The organism is Streptomyces sp. NPDC057638 (assembly GCF_042800315.1).
Taxonomy (GTDB): Bacteria; Actinomycetota; Actinomycetes; order Streptomycetales; family Streptomycetaceae; genus Streptomyces.
This window is the reverse complement of record NZ_JBHVHF010000049.1, coordinates 18563-34972: the sequence shown is the minus strand read 5'-3', so window position 1 is coordinate 34972 and position 16410 is coordinate 18563. Positions and strand designations below refer to the sequence as shown.

General features: G+C 72.0%; 15 protein-coding genes and 1 riboswitch. Of the genes, 3 read left to right on the top strand and 12 right to left on the bottom strand.

The annotated features are described in order from the left end of the window. Nucleotides 1–55: 55 nt before the first annotated feature. From ACFVIM_RS10030 to clpS, 7 genes are all read right to left on the bottom strand, one after another. Nucleotides 56–838, bottom strand: coding sequence for an ABC transporter ATP-binding protein (locus ACFVIM_RS10030; RefSeq protein ID WP_384300194.1), 783 nt, complete (start codon nt 836–838; stop codon nt 56–58). Between the two features lie 88 nt (nt 839–926). Beyond that, the gene (locus tag ACFVIM_RS10025) at nt 927–1931 is read right to left on the bottom strand and encodes a FecCD family ABC transporter permease (protein WP_384300196.1); all 1005 of its coding nucleotides are present in this window, start codon (nt 1929–1931) and stop codon (nt 927–929) included. A 92-nt stretch (nt 1932–2023) separates the two neighbouring features. Next, on the bottom strand, nt 2024–2995 hold the full coding sequence (locus tag ACFVIM_RS10020) for an ABC transporter substrate-binding protein (RefSeq protein ID WP_384300193.1): 972 nt from the start codon (nt 2993–2995) through the stop codon (nt 2024–2026). Nucleotides 2996–3037: 42 nt separating this feature from the next. Continuing rightward, nucleotides 3038–3160, bottom strand: a riboswitch (cobalamin riboswitch). A gap of 53 nt (nt 3161–3213) precedes the next feature. Further along, a complete protein-coding gene (locus tag ACFVIM_RS10015) occupies nt 3214–3636 on the bottom strand; it encodes a Mov34/MPN/PAD-1 family protein (RefSeq protein WP_384300192.1) in 423 nt (140 codons plus the stop codon). Between the two features lie 91 nt (nt 3637–3727). Next, nucleotides 3728–5173, bottom strand: coding sequence for an amino acid permease (locus ACFVIM_RS10010; RefSeq protein ID WP_384300191.1), 1446 nt, complete (start codon nt 5171–5173; stop codon nt 3728–3730). Nucleotides 5174–5854: 681 nt separating this feature from the next. After that, nucleotides 5855–6451 (bottom strand): DUF2017 domain-containing protein, encoded by a 597-nt coding sequence (locus tag ACFVIM_RS10005; protein WP_384300190.1) that lies wholly within the window; start codon nt 6449–6451, stop codon nt 5855–5857. Further along, nucleotides 6451–6765: an ATP-dependent Clp protease adapter ClpS gene (gene clpS, locus ACFVIM_RS10000; protein WP_384300189.1), complete on the bottom strand. Its 315-nt coding sequence runs from the start codon at nt 6763–6765 to the stop codon at nt 6451–6453. The genes ACFVIM_RS10005 and clpS overlap by 1 nt, the downstream gene beginning before the upstream one ends. A gap of 180 nt (nt 6766–6945) precedes the next feature. On the opposite strand from clpS, the gene ACFVIM_RS09995 reads away from it, so the two are divergent. Beyond that, nucleotides 6946–8277: a nicotinate phosphoribosyltransferase gene (locus ACFVIM_RS09995; RefSeq protein WP_384300188.1), complete on the top strand. Its 1332-nt coding sequence runs from the start codon at nt 6946–6948 to the stop codon at nt 8275–8277. Nucleotides 8278–8646: 369 nt separating this feature from the next. After that, nucleotides 8647–9234: a nicotinamidase gene (locus ACFVIM_RS09990; protein WP_384300187.1), complete on the top strand. Its 588-nt coding sequence runs from the start codon at nt 8647–8649 to the stop codon at nt 9232–9234. A 34-nt stretch (nt 9235–9268) separates the two neighbouring features. Here the strand turns inward: ACFVIM_RS09990 and ACFVIM_RS09985 are convergent, their stop codons facing one another. From ACFVIM_RS09985 to ACFVIM_RS09970, 4 genes are all read right to left on the bottom strand, one after another. Continuing rightward, nucleotides 9269–9577, bottom strand: coding sequence for a hypothetical protein (locus ACFVIM_RS09985; RefSeq protein ID WP_384300186.1), 309 nt, complete (start codon nt 9575–9577; stop codon nt 9269–9271). A gap of 168 nt (nt 9578–9745) precedes the next feature. After that, nucleotides 9746–12148, bottom strand: a complete 2403-nt coding sequence (locus ACFVIM_RS09980; RefSeq protein WP_384300185.1) for an immune inhibitor A domain-containing protein — start codon at nt 12146–12148, stop codon at nt 9746–9748. Nucleotides 12149–12422: 274 nt separating this feature from the next. Beyond that, complete coding sequence (locus ACFVIM_RS09975; RefSeq protein ID WP_384300184.1) at nt 12423–13187, bottom strand: RDD family protein; 765 nt, start codon at nt 13185–13187, stop codon at nt 12423–12425. A gap of 281 nt (nt 13188–13468) precedes the next feature. Continuing rightward, complete coding sequence (locus ACFVIM_RS09970) at nt 13469–14830, bottom strand: RDD family protein (protein WP_384300183.1); 1362 nt, start codon at nt 14828–14830, stop codon at nt 13469–13471. Between the two features lie 330 nt (nt 14831–15160). Here ACFVIM_RS09970 and ACFVIM_RS09965 point away from each other — a divergent pair, with 330 nt between their 5' ends. Continuing rightward, complete coding sequence (locus ACFVIM_RS09965; protein WP_384300182.1) at nt 15161–15643, top strand: SsgA family sporulation/cell division regulator; 483 nt, start codon at nt 15161–15163, stop codon at nt 15641–15643. Between the two features lie 176 nt (nt 15644–15819). On the opposite strand, the gene ACFVIM_RS09960 is transcribed toward ACFVIM_RS09965, so the two are convergent. After that, nucleotides 15820–16200, bottom strand: a complete 381-nt coding sequence (locus ACFVIM_RS09960) for a VOC family protein (protein ID WP_384300181.1) — start codon at nt 16198–16200, stop codon at nt 15820–15822. Nucleotides 16201–16410 lie beyond the last annotated feature (210 nt).

Sequence of the window (16410 nt, the reverse complement as noted above, 5' to 3'; positions counted from 1 at the left end):
ACAGCGGCGGGGCGAGGGCGAAGCACACCCGCCCCGGGCCGGGACCTCGCGCGGGTCAGTCCGGACGCCGCCCCGGGAGGTAGGTGACCGTCGGCGCGCCCGTGGCCGGGTGGACCGAGACCTCAGCCGCCACCCCGTAGACCTCCGCCAGCAGCGACGGCGTCAGCACCTCCCCCGGTGCCCCCGACGCCACGACCTCACCGCCCGCCAGGACATACAGCCGATCGCAGTAGTACGCCGCGAGGTTGAGGTCGTGCAGGGCCAGCAGCGCCGTCGCCCCCGCCTCCCGCACCAGGCCCAGGATCTCCATCTGGTACCGGATGTCCAGGTGGTTGGTGGGCTCGTCCAGCACCAGCAGCCCCGGCCGCTGCACCAGCGCCCGGGCGACCAGCGCCCGCTGGCGCTCGCCGCCGGAGAGGGAGGGGAAGGCCCGGTCGGCGAGCCCGGTGATGGCCAGCCGTTCCAGCGCCTCGGCCACGAGGGCGGTGTCCGCCGCCGAGTCCGGCTCCCAGAACCGCTTGTGCGGGCTGCGCCCCATGGCGACGACCTCCCGCACGGTCAGCTCGAACTCGGCCGGGCTGTCCTGCGGCACGGTCGCCACCCGGCGCGCCCGCTCCCGCGCCCCGAGCACCAGCAGGTCGTCGCCGTCCAGCAGCGCCCGGCCCGCCGTGGGGCGCAGGGTGCCGTACACACAGCGCAGCAGGGTGGTCTTGCCGCTGCCGTTGGGGCCGACGACGCCGACGGTCTGGCCGGGTTCGGCCCGCAGCGCGATCCCCGTGAGCAGGGCGCGGCCCTCCGTCTCGTACCCCAGGCCGGTCAGGGTGAGGGCGGCGGTCACGACGGGACTCCTCGCGGGTGGAAGACGACGCGGGTCGCGGGTGCCCCCGGCGCGGTACGGATCACCGGTGCCCCCGGCGCGGCGCGGGTCACAGCGGTGCCCCCTGCGCGGTGCGCCCCCGCATCAGCCAGAGGAAGAGCGGGCCCCCGATCAGCGCGGTGAGCACGCCGACGGGAACGTCCTGCGGGGAGAAGAGGGTACGGGCGCCGAGGTCGGCGACGACCAGGGCGACGGCGCCCAGCAGCGCGCAGACCGGCAGCAGGGCCCGGTGGGTGGCGCCGACCAGCAGCCGGGCGGCGTGCGGGACCATCAGCCCGACGAACCCGACGGCGCCGCTGGCGGCCACCATCACGGCGGTGACCAGCGAGACCAGGACGAAGACGACGGCACGGAAGCGCCCCACGTCCAGCCCCAGCACGGTCGCGCCCTCCTCCCCCACCAGCAGCAGGTCCAGCGGTCGCGCCAGCGCCAGCAGCAGCGGCAGCGCGGCCCCGAGCACGACGGCGGGCAGCAGGATCCCGTCCCAGCGGGCGCTGCCGAGCCCGCCGAGGGACCAGTACAGGGCCTCGCGGAAGTGCTCCGGCCGCGCCGACGCCACCAGGACGAGCGTGGTCAGCGCGGTGAGGATGTACGAGACGGTGACCCCGGCCAGCACCAGCCGGGGCCCGGTCATCATCCCGCCGCGCCGGGCCAGCCCGAAGACCAGCGCGAGCGCGACCAGCGACCCGAGGAACGCGCCGAGCGGCATCGCGACGGCGGTGGTGGCGCCGAGGCCCAGCGTCAGCACCACCACCGCGCCGGTGGAGGCTCCGGAGGAGATCCCCAGCAGGAAGGGGTCGGCCAGCCGGTTGCGCACCAGCGCCTGGAGGACGGCGCCGACGACCCCGAGTCCGGCGCCGACGACCATCCCGAGCAGCACCCGGGGCAGCCGTACCTCACGCACGATGGTCCGGAACGGGCTCGGCGCGGCCCCCGGCAGCAGCGCGTCGACCACCTGCCCGGCCGGGATCCGTACGGAGCCGAGGACCAGCCCGGCCAGGGCCGCGCAGCCGAGCGCGGCCACCAGGCCGGTGACGACGGCGCCGTAGCGCAGCCGGGCGAGGACGGGCCGCGCGCCGGGGCCGCCCGCCGCGCCCGCCTCCGTACCCGCCGATGACACGCCCCCGGCGGCCACCGTCACGCCCCTCACCGCGCCAGCTGCGCGGCCAGCTTGGATATGGCGGCGGGCGCCCGGACGCCGAGCACGGCGTCGGAGAGCGGCAGCACCGCGAAGCGTTTGTTCCGCACCGCCGGGACGTCCTTGAGCGCGGGGTCGGTCAGCAGTTTCCGCTTCTTCTGCGCCACGGTGACCGAGCCGTAGTCGTAGATCACGATGACCTCGGGCTTGCGGGCGACGACCTCTTCCCAGGTCGCGTCGCCGAACGCCTTGTCGAGGTCGGCGAAGACGTTCCGGCCGCCCGCGCGGGTGATCAGCTCGTTGCCGATGCCCCGGCCGCCCGCCGTGAAGGCGGTCTTGTCCCCGTTGTCGTAGACGAAGACCGGCACCGGCGCCCGGCCCGTGAGCGTCGTGCCGGTGGCGGCGACCACGGCGCGGGCCTCGGTGATCCACCGCTGGGCGCGGTCGCCGACGCCGAAGGTGCGCCCGACCTCCTCGACCTCCCGGTAGACGTCGTCGAGGGTGGTCCGCTCGGTGGTGCAGTTCTCCAGGTTGAGCCGGGTGTCGATGCCGGTCTTCTTCAGCTCGGCGCGGGTGCGGCCGTCCTCGGTCTTGAAGGCGCTGGCGTAACCGCCGTAGACGAAGTCCGGGTTGGCGGTGAGCAGCTTCTCCTTGGAGGGGTACTCCTTGGCGAGCACGGGGATCTCCCCGTACGCCTTCGCGTACTCCGGCAGCACCCGGTCGTCCAGGAAGGCGGTGCCGACCAGCGACTTCTCCAGTCCCAGCTCCAGCATGACCTCGGTGACGTGCTGGTTCATGGTGACCGCGCGCCGCGGCGGCGCCTGATAGGTGGTCTTCACACCGCAGTTGTCGACGGTGTACGGGAAGCCGGGGGCGGCACCGGTGGCCTTGCGGTCCGGCTCGGGGGTGGTGGAGCAGCCCGCGAGGGTGAGCGGGAGCAGCAGGGCGGCGATGACGGTGGTTCTGCGGCGCCTGGACATGACGGGTGGTGCCTCCTCCGGGGATTTCCACGTCCCCTGGGTGGTGGGAGAAGGGCGGCGGGTCAGTTCCTGGCTGGCAAGCGGATCGCTTGGCTCACAGTGGCGGGACCGCGCCGGAGTCACACCGGCTTCCTGGGTCCCACCGCCCTGTTCATACGTCTGTTCTCTTGTATCACCTGGTGCTGGGCGCGCTCGACGCGCTCGCTCAAGTGTGAGGCTCAGTATGCCTCGACGATCCGCACCTCCTCCTCGGTGACCTCCCCGTTCACGATCCGGAAGGAGCGGAACTGGAAGGGCCCGAGGCCGTCGGTGTCGGCGGTGGAGACCAGGACGTAGTGGGCGCCGGGCTCGTTGGCGTACGAGATGTCGGTACGGGAGGGGTACGCCTCGGTCGCCGTGTGGGAGTGGTAGATGATCACCTGCTCCTCGTCGTTGGCCCACAGTTCCTTGGTGAGCCGGAGCAGGTCCATCGAGTCGAACTCGTAGAAGGTGGGCGACCGGGCGGCGTTGACCATGGGGATGAACCGCTCCGGGCGGTCGGTGCCCTCGGGTCCGGCGACGACGCCACACGCCTCGTCGGGGTGGTCGGCGCGGGCGTGCGCCACGATCTGGTCGAAGAGTGCCTGGGTGAGCGTCAGCATGCCGTCAGCATAGGCAGCGGGCCGTTCCGTACCAATGGGTGATACGAAACGGCCCGCATGCTGGGAATGCCTGGTCTGCGAAGGGGGCGCCTCAGCGCTTGCTGAAGGCGGCGCCCTCGGGGTCCCGCTTGCGCAGCACCAGATAGGAGACCCCGAGCAGGAGCCCCCAGACCGGCGCGACGTACAGCGAGACCCGGGCGTCCTTGTCCACGCCCATCAGCACGATCACCAGACCGATGAAGCAGAGCGCGAACCAGCTGGTGTAGGGCGCGCCGGGCGCCTTGAAGGTCGACTCGGGCAGCTCGCCCCGGTTCACCTTGGCGCGGTAGCGGATCTGACTGACCAGGATCATGATCCAGGCCCACATGCCGGAGATGGTGGCGAAGGAGACGATCTTGTTGAACGCCTCGCCGGGCCACTGGTAGTTGATCCAGACACCGAACATCATCAGCGCGGCCGAGAAGGTGGTCCCGATCAGCGGGGTGCCGTTCCTGGTGAGCCGGGTGAAGATCTTCGGGCCCTGGTTGTTGAGGGCCAGGCCGCGCAGCATGCGTCCGGTGGAGTACATCCCGGAGTTGCAGGAGGAGAGCGCGGCGGTCAGGACGACGAAGTTCACGATGCCCGCGCCGACGGCCAGGCCCATCTTGTCGAAGGCGGCCACGAAGGGCGAGACGCCCGGCTCGAAGTTGGTCCAGGAGACCACCGACAGGATCATGATCAGCGCGCCGATGTAGAAGACGGCGATGCGCCACGGCACGGTGTTGATGGCCTTGGGCAGGGTCTTCTCGGGGTCCTTGGACTCACCCGCGGTGACACCGACCAGCTCGACCGCCAGGAAGGCGAACATCACGATCTGGAGCGTCATCAGCGTGCCGCCGATGCCCTTGGGGAAGAAGCCGCCGTCGCTCCACAGCAGCGAGAAGGAGGCGGTGTCGCCCGCGTCCGTGAAGCCGAGGGTGATGATTCCGGCGCAGATCAGGATCATGCCGACGATCGCGGTGACCTTGACCATCGAGAACCAGAACTCCAGCTCACCGAAGATCTTCACCGAGATCAGATTGGCGCCGTAGAGGATCAGCGTGAAGATCAGCGCCGAGACCCACTGCGGGATGTCGAACCAGTACGTCATGTAGTGCGCCGCCGCCGTGACCTCGGTCATTCCGGTGACGACCCAGAAGAGCCAGTACGTCCAGCCGGTGGCGAACCCCGCGAACGGCCCGATGAACTCCCGCGCGTAGTCGGAGAACGACCCCGAGACCGGGCGGTACATCAGCAGCTCGCCGAGGGCGCGCATGATGAAGAAGATGACCAGGCCCGCGATGGCGTACGCGAGGATGAGGCTGGGTCCGGCCTTGGAGATGGCCTTGCCCGCGCCCAGGAAGAGGCCGGTGCCGATGGCTCCGCCTATCGCGATCATCTGGATCTGCCGGGCGCCGAGTGCCCGGTGGTAGCCCTGGTCCTCACCGCCTCCGGCGGCGGACCGCGCGGCGTTCCCGTCGCCGTGCCCGTCCTCTTTGCCGACCTGCACAGAGGTCATGTGTGCGCCCTTTCTCCACGCGGATCCGCCCCGTGCGACAGACGCGACGGACGCGGATCAGGTCCTGATCCCCCCGGATACGGATGGAGTGCCACCGGCGGTCAGCCGGTACAAGCGCCCCCAGGGGCATGGGTGGCGCCCCTGGCGGTCGTGCAGATCTATCACGGCCTTGTTCGAGATCATCCCGGGCCTCTGTGACTCACGCCACAGAAACAACCGGGCAAAAGCCGCACAATGGATGAATTTAGGACGATGTGGTAACCCGATCGTTATCCGGATTTGAGCGTCCGCTGAGCGTACGTAAGTCACGACGCGCCCCCTCGCCCCATACAGCCGCCGGAGGGCGCCGCTCGGCATGGACCGAGCCCCGCCGGGCGAACTGGAACAGGAACCTCCGCAACCGGCCGTACGGAGCCGGGGAAACCGGACGGGCGCGGGAAAACCCGTAGCCCCATGAGCAGAGGGGACAGGGGTGACAGGGGGCCGGAAACCACCCCACCCAGCGCGCACCCCCCGCTACCCGCCCTCTCGGCCGTCCGGGCGACGGGACGGGCGACGGGACGGGCGACGGGATGGGCGGCTGGGACGGGCGCCGGGGCGATCAAGCCTCAGGAAGGAGCCTCAGGGCCGCAGGGCACCACAGCCCCAGGAGGACATCACCCCCCGGGAGGGCCCACGGCCTCAGGAGGGCATCAGGGTCTCGACAAGCGTCTCCTGGAGCACCCCGAGCCAGAGGTACGCCATCACCATCGGCTTGCGCGGATCGGAGTCCGGCAGCCGGTAGAGCCCCGCGCCCTCGTCGTCGTCGCCGACCTCAAGCCGGGTCCCGATCGTCAGCCGCAGATCGTTGAGCGCCCCGAGCCAGCGCGCGCTCCGGCGCGGGTCCAGCGTCAGCTCCGCCGACCCCCCGGGCCCCGGGGAGAGCGCGTCCAGCGCCCGCACCATGTCATGCGCGTCATCGCGCTTGCGCGTCCGCAGGTCGTTCTCGGTGAAGCGGCGGAACTCGGACGACGCCGCCTTCGCGGACTCGTCCCCCTGGTGCGCGTCCGGCCCTCCGTACGCGTCCGGGAAGAGCCGCGCCAGCGCGGGGTCCGACGGCGGCTCGCTCGGGCCCTCGGCGAAGAGCGCGGCCAGCGGGTCCGCCCCCTCCACCGGCTCCTCGCCCGGCCCGATCAGCTCCATGAGCTGGACGGCGAGCGACCGCAGGATGGAGATCTCGACCTCGTCGAGCGTGATCGACGCGCCGCCCCCGGGACGGGGCTCGAAGTGCCCCGGCATCAGCCGCGGTCCTGCGTGAGCGTCGCCCAGAGCCCGTATCCGTGCATCGCCTGCACATCGCGCTCCATCTCCTCGCGGGTACCGCTGGAGACGACGGCGCGCCCCTTGTGATGGACGTCGAGCATCAGTTTGCGGGCCTTGTCCTTGGAGTAGCCGAAGTACGCCTGGAAGACATACGTCACGTAGCTCATCAGGTTCACGGGGTCGTTGTGGACGAGCGTCACCCAGGGCACATCCGGCTCGGGGACGGCGAAGGTCTCCTCGGCCGACGCGGGCCGTTCAATCTCGGTGGGAGCAACACTCACCTGGTCCATGCTGCCACCCGTGCCTGCGGAGCGCATAAACGGGCACCCCTCTAGCGAGCCCTGAAGAGCCCGCCGCCCGCACCCCGCCCCCATCTCGTCACTTTGACGAAATGCTGGGGTAGGATCCGGGCCATGGCTGGATCGCCCGAGCCCTGCGGGCGGCCGAGACGAAAGCGCGAGGTCATTCTCGTGAACACAGCTGACCTGGTGGGACTGCCGGTGGACGTGCCCTCGACGGCGCTCTTCACGGACCAGTACGAGTTCACGATGGTCCAGGCGGCGCTGCGGGCGGGCACCGCCGACCGCCACTCCGTCTTCGAGGTCTTCACCCGCCGCCTCCCCTCGGGCCGCCGCTACGGCGTGGTCGGCGGCACCGGACGGGTGCTGGACGCCGTCGAGAACTTCCGCTTCGACCCCGGGGTGATCGCCTTCCTGCGGGAGAACCGGATCGTGGACGAGCCCACCCTCTCCTGGCTCTCCGGCTACCGCTTCCGGGGCGACATCTGGGGCTACCCGGAGGGCGAGACCTACTTCCCCGGCTCGCCCGTCCTGCGGGTCGAGGGCAGCTTCGCCGAGTGCGTGCTGCTGGAGACGGTGATCCTCTCCATCCTCAACCACGACTCCGCCATCGCCGCCGCCGCGTCCCGGATGTCCGCCGCCGCCCAGGGGCGGCGGCTGATCGAGATGGGTGCCCGGCGTACCCACGAGCTCTCCGCCGTCGCCTCCGCCCGCGCCGCGTACGTGGGCGGCTTCGACTCCACCTCCGACCTGGCGGCGGGCTTCCGCTACGGCATCCCGACCGTCGGCACCAGCGCCCACGCCTTCACCCTGCTGCACGACAGCGAGCGGGACGCGTTCCGGGCCCAGGTCGACTCGCTGGGCCGGGGCACCACGCTGCTGGTCGACACCTACGACGTGGCCGAGGCCGTCCGTACCGCCGTCGAGGTCGCGGGGACCGGACTCGGCGCGGTACGGATCGACTCCGGCGATCTGCTGCTGGTCGCCCACCGGGTCCGCCAGCAGCTCGACGAGCTCGGCGCCCGGGACACCAAGATCGTGGTCACCTCCGACCTGGACGAGTACGCCATCGCCTCGCTGGCGGCGGCCCCCGTCGACGCCTACGGGGTGGGCACCCAGCTGGTGACCGGCAGCGGGCACCCGACCTGCTCGATGGTGTACAAGCTGGTGGCCCGCGCCCGCTCGGCCGATCCGAAGGCCCCGCTGGAGCCGGTGGCCAAGAAGTCGCTGGGCGCGAAGTACTCCGTGGGCGGGCGCAAGTGGGCCGCGCGGCGGCGGGACGCGGAGGGGGTCGCGGAGGCGGAGGTCATCGGCTCGGGCCAGGTGCCCGCCGATCTGGCCGGCTCCCAGCTGCTGGTGCCGCTGGTCGTGGGCGGCGAGATCGTGGCGCGCGAGCCGCTGGACGCGGCGCGGGCCCGGCACCGCGCGGCGCGGGCGGCGCTGCCGATGTCCGCCCTCCAGCTCTCCCGCGGCGAACCGGTCCTGCCCACCGAGTACGTCTGACCGCGACGCCCGTCCCCACGGCCCGGCCGCCCCGCCCATCGGCGCGGCCCGGCCACCCCGACCGGCCGCACGGCCCGGCGGCCGGGACACCAGCACGGCCCGGCGGCCGGGACACGGGTGGTGACCAGCCGGAACGGCGGGCGGCTCCGGGGACTGACCCGCCGATCAGGGGGAAGCCAGGGCAAGGAGCGGGAGCAAGGGGCGGGAGCGCAGGTCACCGGGGGCGTGCGCGGCGGGGCCGGGCGCGGCGCACCGCCCACGCGCCTTCCCGTACCCGCTCCCCACTCTCTACGCTCGACGGAGAGCCACCGAGAGCCCCAGCGCCCACAGACACCCCCATATCCCCGTACTCCCCGTAAGGACTCCCCTATGCACCGCGCCTTGATCGTCGTCGACGTTCAGAACGACTTCTGCGAAGGCGGCAGCCTCGCGGTCAGCGGGGGTGCCGAGGTCGCCGCCGCCATCACCGACCTCATCGGTGCGTCCATCCCGGCCGCCTACCGCCATGTCGTCGCCACCCGGGACCACCACATCGACCCGGGCGACCACTTCTCCGACACCCCGGACTTCGAGACGAGCTGGCCGCGCCACTGTGTCGCGGGCACCGAGGGTGTCGGCTTCCATCCGAACTTCGCCCCGGCCGTCGCCTCGGGCGCCATCGAGGCGGTCTTCGACAAGGGCTCCTACGCCGCCGCCTACAGCGGCTTCGAAGGCACCGACGAGAACGGCACCGGGCTGGCCCAGTGGCTGCGCGACCACGAGGTGACCGAGGTCGACGTGGTGGGCATCGCCACGGACCACTGTGTGCGCGCGACGGCGCTGGACGCGGCCCGGGAGGGCTTCACCACCCAGGTGCTGCTCGATCTGACGGCGGGCGTCTCCAAGGAGCGCACCGCGCGGGTGCTGGAGGAGCTGCGCGCGGCGGGTGTGACGCTCACGGGCGAGCCGGTCGTCTGAGACGGCGGCCGGGCGCCGGGACGCCACCAGGCCCTCACCCGACGGGCCGCCCCAGCGCCCGCACCGGATGCCACAGCTCCGCCACCGCCCCGGGCTGGCTGCGCCAGATCAGCCCGTCGGGATGGTGCAGTACGGCGGTGATCTCGTCCAGTGTGGGCGGCTCCGCGTTGCCCCGCAGATAGACGGCGCGCAGCCCCAGGTTCCGCAGCCTGGTCAGGGCGCGGGCCCGGTTCGCCGCGTGCACCAGGAAGCGCGCGGGGCGTCCGTCCGCCAGCGGGTTGGGCAGGCTGAGGGCGACGACGACGCTGCCGTTGGGCAGCTTGCTATAACCTCCGCCGGGCATGGCGACCACTCCCCCGTGAGATGGCGTGTCCAGAGGAACCGGTCTGGTCGTGACGGGTCTGGACGGAACGGGTCTGTCACCTCGCACCTAAACACGATCGGCCGCAGCCCGCCAGGGGGTTGCGGCCGATCATGTTTTGACCTGCGGATTCGCTTTTTACAAGGTCATTTACCGGGTCGAGGGGGCCACCTTCACGGTGATCGTCTCCCCGCTCGCGGGCTCCTTCACGATGGAGATCTTGGTGTTGGTGTTGGGCACCTTCACCCCACCGGTCGGGTTCTCCGCGAACCAGTAGACGCCCTTGCGGTCGTCGAAGACCGGGTTACCGGGCTTCGCCGGGATCGAGGTCGGCGCCCCGGCCCGGTGCAGGGTGATCGCGTCGTACGGACGGGTGCTGAAGGTCGCGTCGAAGCTCTGGATCCGGTTGCGCATGATCGTGCCGTCGGCCCACTTCATCGGCGCCGGGTTGGCGTCGACCGGCAGCAGCCGTCCCTGGCCCGGGTGGGCGCTGGTGCGGTTGTCCCGCTGGAAGGTGTCCCAGTACCAGATCATCAGCCCGTTCTGGTACGGGAAGTGCTCCACCCACTGGTCCTTGGGCGCCGGGAAACCGAAGTTGTACGGACCGGTCTTCAGCGTCTTGTCGTACGAGACGTACTGGCGGTTCTCGACCAGGTAGTAGTGGTCGTAGAGCCGGGTCACGTTCTCCCCGGCCTTGGTGAAGCCCTTGGTGGTCCAGCCCGCGTTGTCCGTGCCCTCGACGTCGTCGCGGAAGAGCGGGGCGCCGTCGGCGGTCACGGTGATCTCGTCCGCCACGAAGCCCTTCTCGGCGGTGGCGGTGTCGGTGCGGTAGCGGAAGCGGACGTCGACCCGCTTGCCCGCGTGGGCGTCCAGCGAGAAGACCAGCTTCTGGTGTCCGGCCGAGCGGCCGGTCAGCGCCGGGCGGTCACTGCCGTCACGGGTGATCGGCTTGCCGTCGGCCGTGCCCTCCAGCGGGGTCCAGTTGGCGCCGCCGTCGGTGGAGACCTCGGTGTAGAGGTAGTCGTACCCGTTCTCGATCTGCCACCAGGCGCTCAGCTCCAGCGCGGCGCTGGACTTGCCGGTGAGGTCGACCGAGCGGCTGAGGGTGTTGCGCAGGTTGTCGCCCTGGTCGGTCCACCACTGCTTGGTCCCCTGGGCGGGCTTGACCAGCGGGGTGGTGCCGGGCTTCTTCGGCAGCTCGACCACGAGCGCCTGCGGGCGCTTGGTGTTGTACGCCTGCACCCCGAGGGTGTGGGTGGACGTCGTCGCGGCCCGGCCCTTGGTGTAGTTGAGCCAGCCGAGCTGGAGCTTGTCCCAGGCGGTCATGTCACCGGGCAGGTCGCCGATGGCCTCCTTGCCCCGGCCGAGCCAGGAGCCGGACGACATCAGCGTCCAGAAGCCGGTGGCGTTCTCGCCCCGGCCGGAGTCGTCGTAGTGGTCCGGCAGGCCCAGGTCATGGGCGTACTCATGGGCGAAGACGCCGAGGCCGCCGTTCTCGGGCTGCACGGTGTAGTCGCCGACCCAGATCCCGGTCGAGCCGATCTGGGTGCCGCCCGCCTTGTTGCCCGCGGGACCGGTCTTGCCCGCGGAGGTGCCGTACGCGTACCAGCGGTGCGCCCAGATGGCGTTGGCGCCCTCGGCGCCGCCGCCCGCGGACTCGTCCTCGCCCGCGTGGACGAACTGGAAGTGGTCGAGGTAGCCGTCCGGCTCGTTGAAGTCGCCGTCCTCGTCGAAGTCGTAGCGGTCCCAGACGTCGTACTCGGCCAGGGTCGCCTTGATCTGCTCGTCGGTGCGGCCCTGCGCCTTCTGGTCGGCGACCCAGGCGTTGACCCCGTCCCGCACCGCGTCCCAGACGCTCTCACAGGTCGACTCGCCGCAGTAGTTCGAGCCGTAACGGGCCTCGTTCCACTCGACCTTCACCCAGTCGGAGACCGTGCCCGCGACCGAGTAACGGCCCGAGGAGGCCCGCTCGTAGTAGGTCTTCAGGGACTGCTTGGGCGCGGCGCCGAAGTACAGGTCCTGGAAGTGCTGGCGGTTGTAGTCCGCCTTCCAGTCGGTCGAGTTGTCGACGGTACGGTCCGGCTTGGCGATCTTGTTGTGCAGCGGTCCCGGGGTGCCGCCGTACTTCACCACCGGCGGCAGCGGCCCGTCCGGGCCGTCCGGGTCGTGCGTCGTGGTGGTGTCGACCTTGTCGCCGAACTCCAGCAGGATGGTGAAGATCTTGTCGGTCTTCTCCCGGCCCAGCTCGACGTACTTGCCCTTGCCGAGCTTGACGACCTTGGACGCGCCGCGCCTCTCGACGGTCGCGTCCCCGGATATGACCTGTTCCAGCGCCGCCTTGCGCTGCTGCTGCTGCCGTTGGGTGAACGGGCCGTCGAGATCGTGGTCGACATGGCCCTTCTGGGGCGCCGGGTCATGGCGCTCCAGTGCCGCCGGGGCCGGGGACCCCTGCTCCCCCGCCTGCGCCGTACTGAACGCCGCGGCACCCGCGGTGGCCGTCGCGAGGGCGACGATCACCGCCGACGCTCTGATCGTCCGTCGGTTCGTGGTCACGTGTTGGTTTCCTCCCCCGCGAACCTTCACGGCGGACCTGTGTGGAGTCGTCCGGGCGAGGCTCGCGCGTCACAAGTGACGGCATTCGACCGCAGCGCCCGAAGAAAACACAACCCTTGACGTGGACATCCCCCTGCTCTATGCCACAAGCGGAATCCCCTTGCGGGCGGCGGACGTTCAGGGGAGCACCCGCGAGGCGCGGGCGCGTCCGTCCACACGCACGGCGGCCTCCCCGCGCGGACACGGGGAGGCCGCCGTCACACAGCCACACACGTCACACAGTCGGCGGTGGCGGCCCCTCCGGCACCGTCACGACCACGGTCTTGCCCGCCTTGTCGTGCAGCCCCTGGCGGTAGGGCTTGTCCGCGATGATCGTGATGATGATCACCAGCCACCAGACGCAGAAACAGCAGAGCAGCGCCGGGGCCCAGAGCACCAGCGCGCGCACCAGCGAGGAGCGGGTGTCGGGGATCGCGCCGTCGTTGAGCAGCGCGACGCGGATCCGCATCAGCCGCTTGCCCACCGTCTGGCCGTTCTTCTTCACCATCAAGGTGTCATAGCCCACGTAGGCGACCAGCCCGATCAGCGACCAGAGCCACTGGCGGCCGGTGTTCACCTCGTTGGCCAGATCGTCCCAGTTGTCGGCGCCGCCGGAGCTGAACCCACCGACCAGCAGGGAGATCAAGGCCAGCGGGACGAAGACGATCAGCGCGTCGATGACCCGCGCGGCGAACCGCTTCCCGAAGTCGGCCAGCGGCGGCATCCCCGCCAGCGGATCCGGTCCGCCGCCGTAGGGCCCGCCGCCGTACGGATCGTACGGGGGCGTTCCGCCCGGCCCACCGCCTCCGTACGGGGAACCGTAGGGCGACCCGGGCGGGGGGCTTCCTGGCGGCGGGGAACCGGGTGGCGGGGGGCCGGGAGGCGGGCCCTGCGGGGGTGGGCCTCCCGCGCCGCCGGGCGGCGGCGGCTTCTTGAGGAAGGGGTCGTCCTCGGGCCCCCCGGAGCCGGGCGGCGGGGGCGGGGGCTGATCGTTGCTCATGTGGGCAGTGCACCCCCGGCGCGGGGGCGCCGCAAAAGATGACCCGCCGTTCGGGGGACCCCGGGCGGGGCGTCCTGACGGCGGGTCATCCCGGTCGGGGCGGTCTGCCACGGGACGGATACCCGGGGAGCGGTCCCGGTCCGGGCGGCGCGACCGGGTGTCCGAGCCGGGCGCGCGGCCAGAGGTCTCGGCCGGGCGCCTCAGCCGGATGTCTCAGCCGGGCGGGCCCTGCCGGGCCTCTCAGCCGGGCGGGCCCAGCCGTGCCTGCTCGGCCAGGCGTCTCAGCGGCGGGTGACGAAGGTATGCGCGGCCTTGTCGTGCCAGCACTGGCGCCACGGCCGGTCGAAGAGGCACCAGAGCACATTGAGCACCCCCACCGCCAGCACCCCGAGCACCCCGTAGACCAGCCAGCGGCGCAGCGCGGCACCGAAGGACGGCGGGCCATGGGACTCGATGTCCACCACCGTGAGCCCGCAGAGCTTCTTGCCGAGGGTGCGGCCCCAGCGGGCGGTCGGCAGCGCCTCGTAGACCAGCCCGATCACCAGCAGCGCGGCGACGACGATCCCGAGATAGGTGACGGTGGTGGAGTCCAGCAGCCAGACCGTGACGGTCTGACCCGAATGGCGGGCGGCCTCGATCTTGTCGTCGACATGGCCGAGGGCCCGGGTGCCGACCGGTACGGCGACCGCGCCGACCAGCACCGCGAGCACGACGGTGTCCACGAACCGGGCGACCAGCCGCCGGCCGGGCGCGGCGGGCCGGGCGCTGGCCTGCGCCCGCGCGGCCTGGAGGAACGGGTCCTCGACCGGGGGCTTCCAGGGCACGACCGGCGGCTCCGCCTCCCCGTCGCCCCGCGCCAGCCGCTGGACCTGCTGCGGCCAGGACGCGGCCCCGCCGCCGGGCCCGGCGGTGAGGGGACCGATGTGCTGGGGCTGGGGCTGGGGATGCGGTGCGGACGGGTGCGGCGGGGCGGCGGACCCCTGCTGGGACGGGACCGCGTGCTGCGCCGGGGCGGCGGCCGTGGCCCGCGCGCCGGGCTGTGCGCCCGGCTGGGGTGATGGCTGACCCGGCGACGGCGCCGTGACACCCTGCCGCGCGGGCGGCGGCTGGTGCGGGGCCGTCGGCTGGGCCCCGGCGGCGGATCCGCTTGGCGCGGCGGGGTGCCGGGATCCCAGGGCCACCGTGCCGTCCACGGCAGGCTCCCCCGGCCGTGCGCTCGCGGCCGGATGCTCCACACCCCGCGCCGGGAGCCGGGGGTCCGGCGGTGTCTCCCGGGTCTCGGACCGGGTGCGGGGATCGGCGCCGCCCCAGGGCGAGGGCTCCTGGCCGAAGGCGGCCGGGTGTCCGGCCCCCGACCCCCACGCGGGTGCCGGTGACGGCGCCGCCGCCTGGTCGGCCGTGAGCGGCTCCTCATCGAGGAAGACGGGCCCGGTCTCCTCCACGGGCTCGGGCTGCGGGACGCGCGGCCCCATGAACACGGCGGGCGCGGTGGGCATCGGCTCCCCGGGCTGCGGAGCGGGCCTGCTGGTGCCGGGGACCCAGGCGGAGCCGTTCCAGTACCGGACGTATCCCGGGATGGACGGATCCGGATAGAAGCCGGGCGTAGGACTGCCGTCGCCGCTGAGCGGGGTTGGGGCGCTCATCACCGTGATCCCGTATCTCCTAGAGAGCCTCAGTGCAAGGCTCCACATCTATCAGACGGTCGGCCACAGCCGGGCCGCTCCGACGGTAACGACCACCCGGGGGTGTGGGTTGCGCCGGGACCCGCCGCCCGGGGGACACCCGTCCCGCGCCGACGCGCCCCTGACCCTCCGCGGGGCTCCCCCGTACGCGGGGACCGCCGACGTGACCGGCGTCACATGAATTGCGTGAAGTTCCCCCGGAAAGTCGCGTCATAGCCGCCGAGGGGCCCGCTCTCTCCGGGCGAGGGCCTGCCCCGGGCCCGTACCGCACCTGGAGAGATGAGGGCTCACATGCACTCGGTCGTCGAACGCGAAGTGGAACTGAACCTGGTCCTGTCGCCGGAACGAAGCGTGCCGGTCCCGGCGCGGCTGATCTACCGCACGGATGACCCGTTCGCCGTGCACATCACCTTCCACATCGGCTCGGACCACCCCGTGCGCTGGACCTTCGCCCGCGAACTGCTGATCGAGGGGGTCTTCCGCCCCTGCGGTCATGGCGATGTCCGCGTGTGGCCGACCAAGGTGGACGGCCGGAGCGTGGTGCTGATGGCGCTCAGCTCCCCGGACGGCGAGGCCCTGCTGGAGGCTCCGGCGCTGACCGTCTCCGCCTGGCTGGAGCGGACCCTGAGGATCGTCCCCCCGGGCACGGAGGCGGACCGGCTGCGCCTGGACGACGGGCTGACCGCGCTGCTGGCCCCGCACTCCGCCGAGGGCAGCCGGGGCACCCCCGGCTGCGGCTCAGGCCCGGAGGACTCCCCGGAGAACGATGGCTGAGACCCGGCGCGCCCCACGCCCCCGCCCCCGGGACGGCCCGGCCATGCCCGACGACGGCGCCCGTCACGGCCCGGGCCCGGTCCGGGCACCCCCTGCCCCGCCGGAGCCGGGGGCGGACACGGTCAGGGTCACCGCCCCCGGCGGCCGGGGCCGCCCGCCCGGTCCGGGACACACGCTCAGTCCAGGACATACGTATGGGTGATGAACTCCAGCGAATGCCCGTCCGGATCGTCGAGATAGACCCCGCGCCCGCCGTAGTTGTGGTTGATGCTCTGCGGTTCGGCGTGCATCGGGTCGGCCCAGTACGGCAGTTCACGCTCGACGATCCGGCCGAAGATCGCGTCGAACTCCTGCTCCGAGACCAGGAAGGCGAGGTGCTGGCAGGGGATATCGCCCTGGCTGTCGATGTAGTCGAGGGTGACACCGCCCGCGAGCGGCAGACTGGCGAAGGGGCCGAACTCCTTGGGCTCGGGCTCGCCGATCAGCTCGGCGAGGAAACGGGCTCCGGCGAAACGGTCGCTGCTCTGGACGACGGTGTGGTCGAGACGTGCGGGCATGGCTCCTCCTCGGGGCGCTCTCACTCTCTGCTCTGTGTCCCTCACGCTAGGAGCGGAGGTCGCCGCCCGACCATCGGCCGTGCGACCCCGGGCGACGGGTCCTTGGCCGTACACCCGGGGTCCGGCGCCGTCTGGGCCCGGAGCCCGAGTCGCGTTCCCGCCATACGGCCCTGTTCTGGCCATACGGCGGCGGGCCGGCGTACGGCCGTA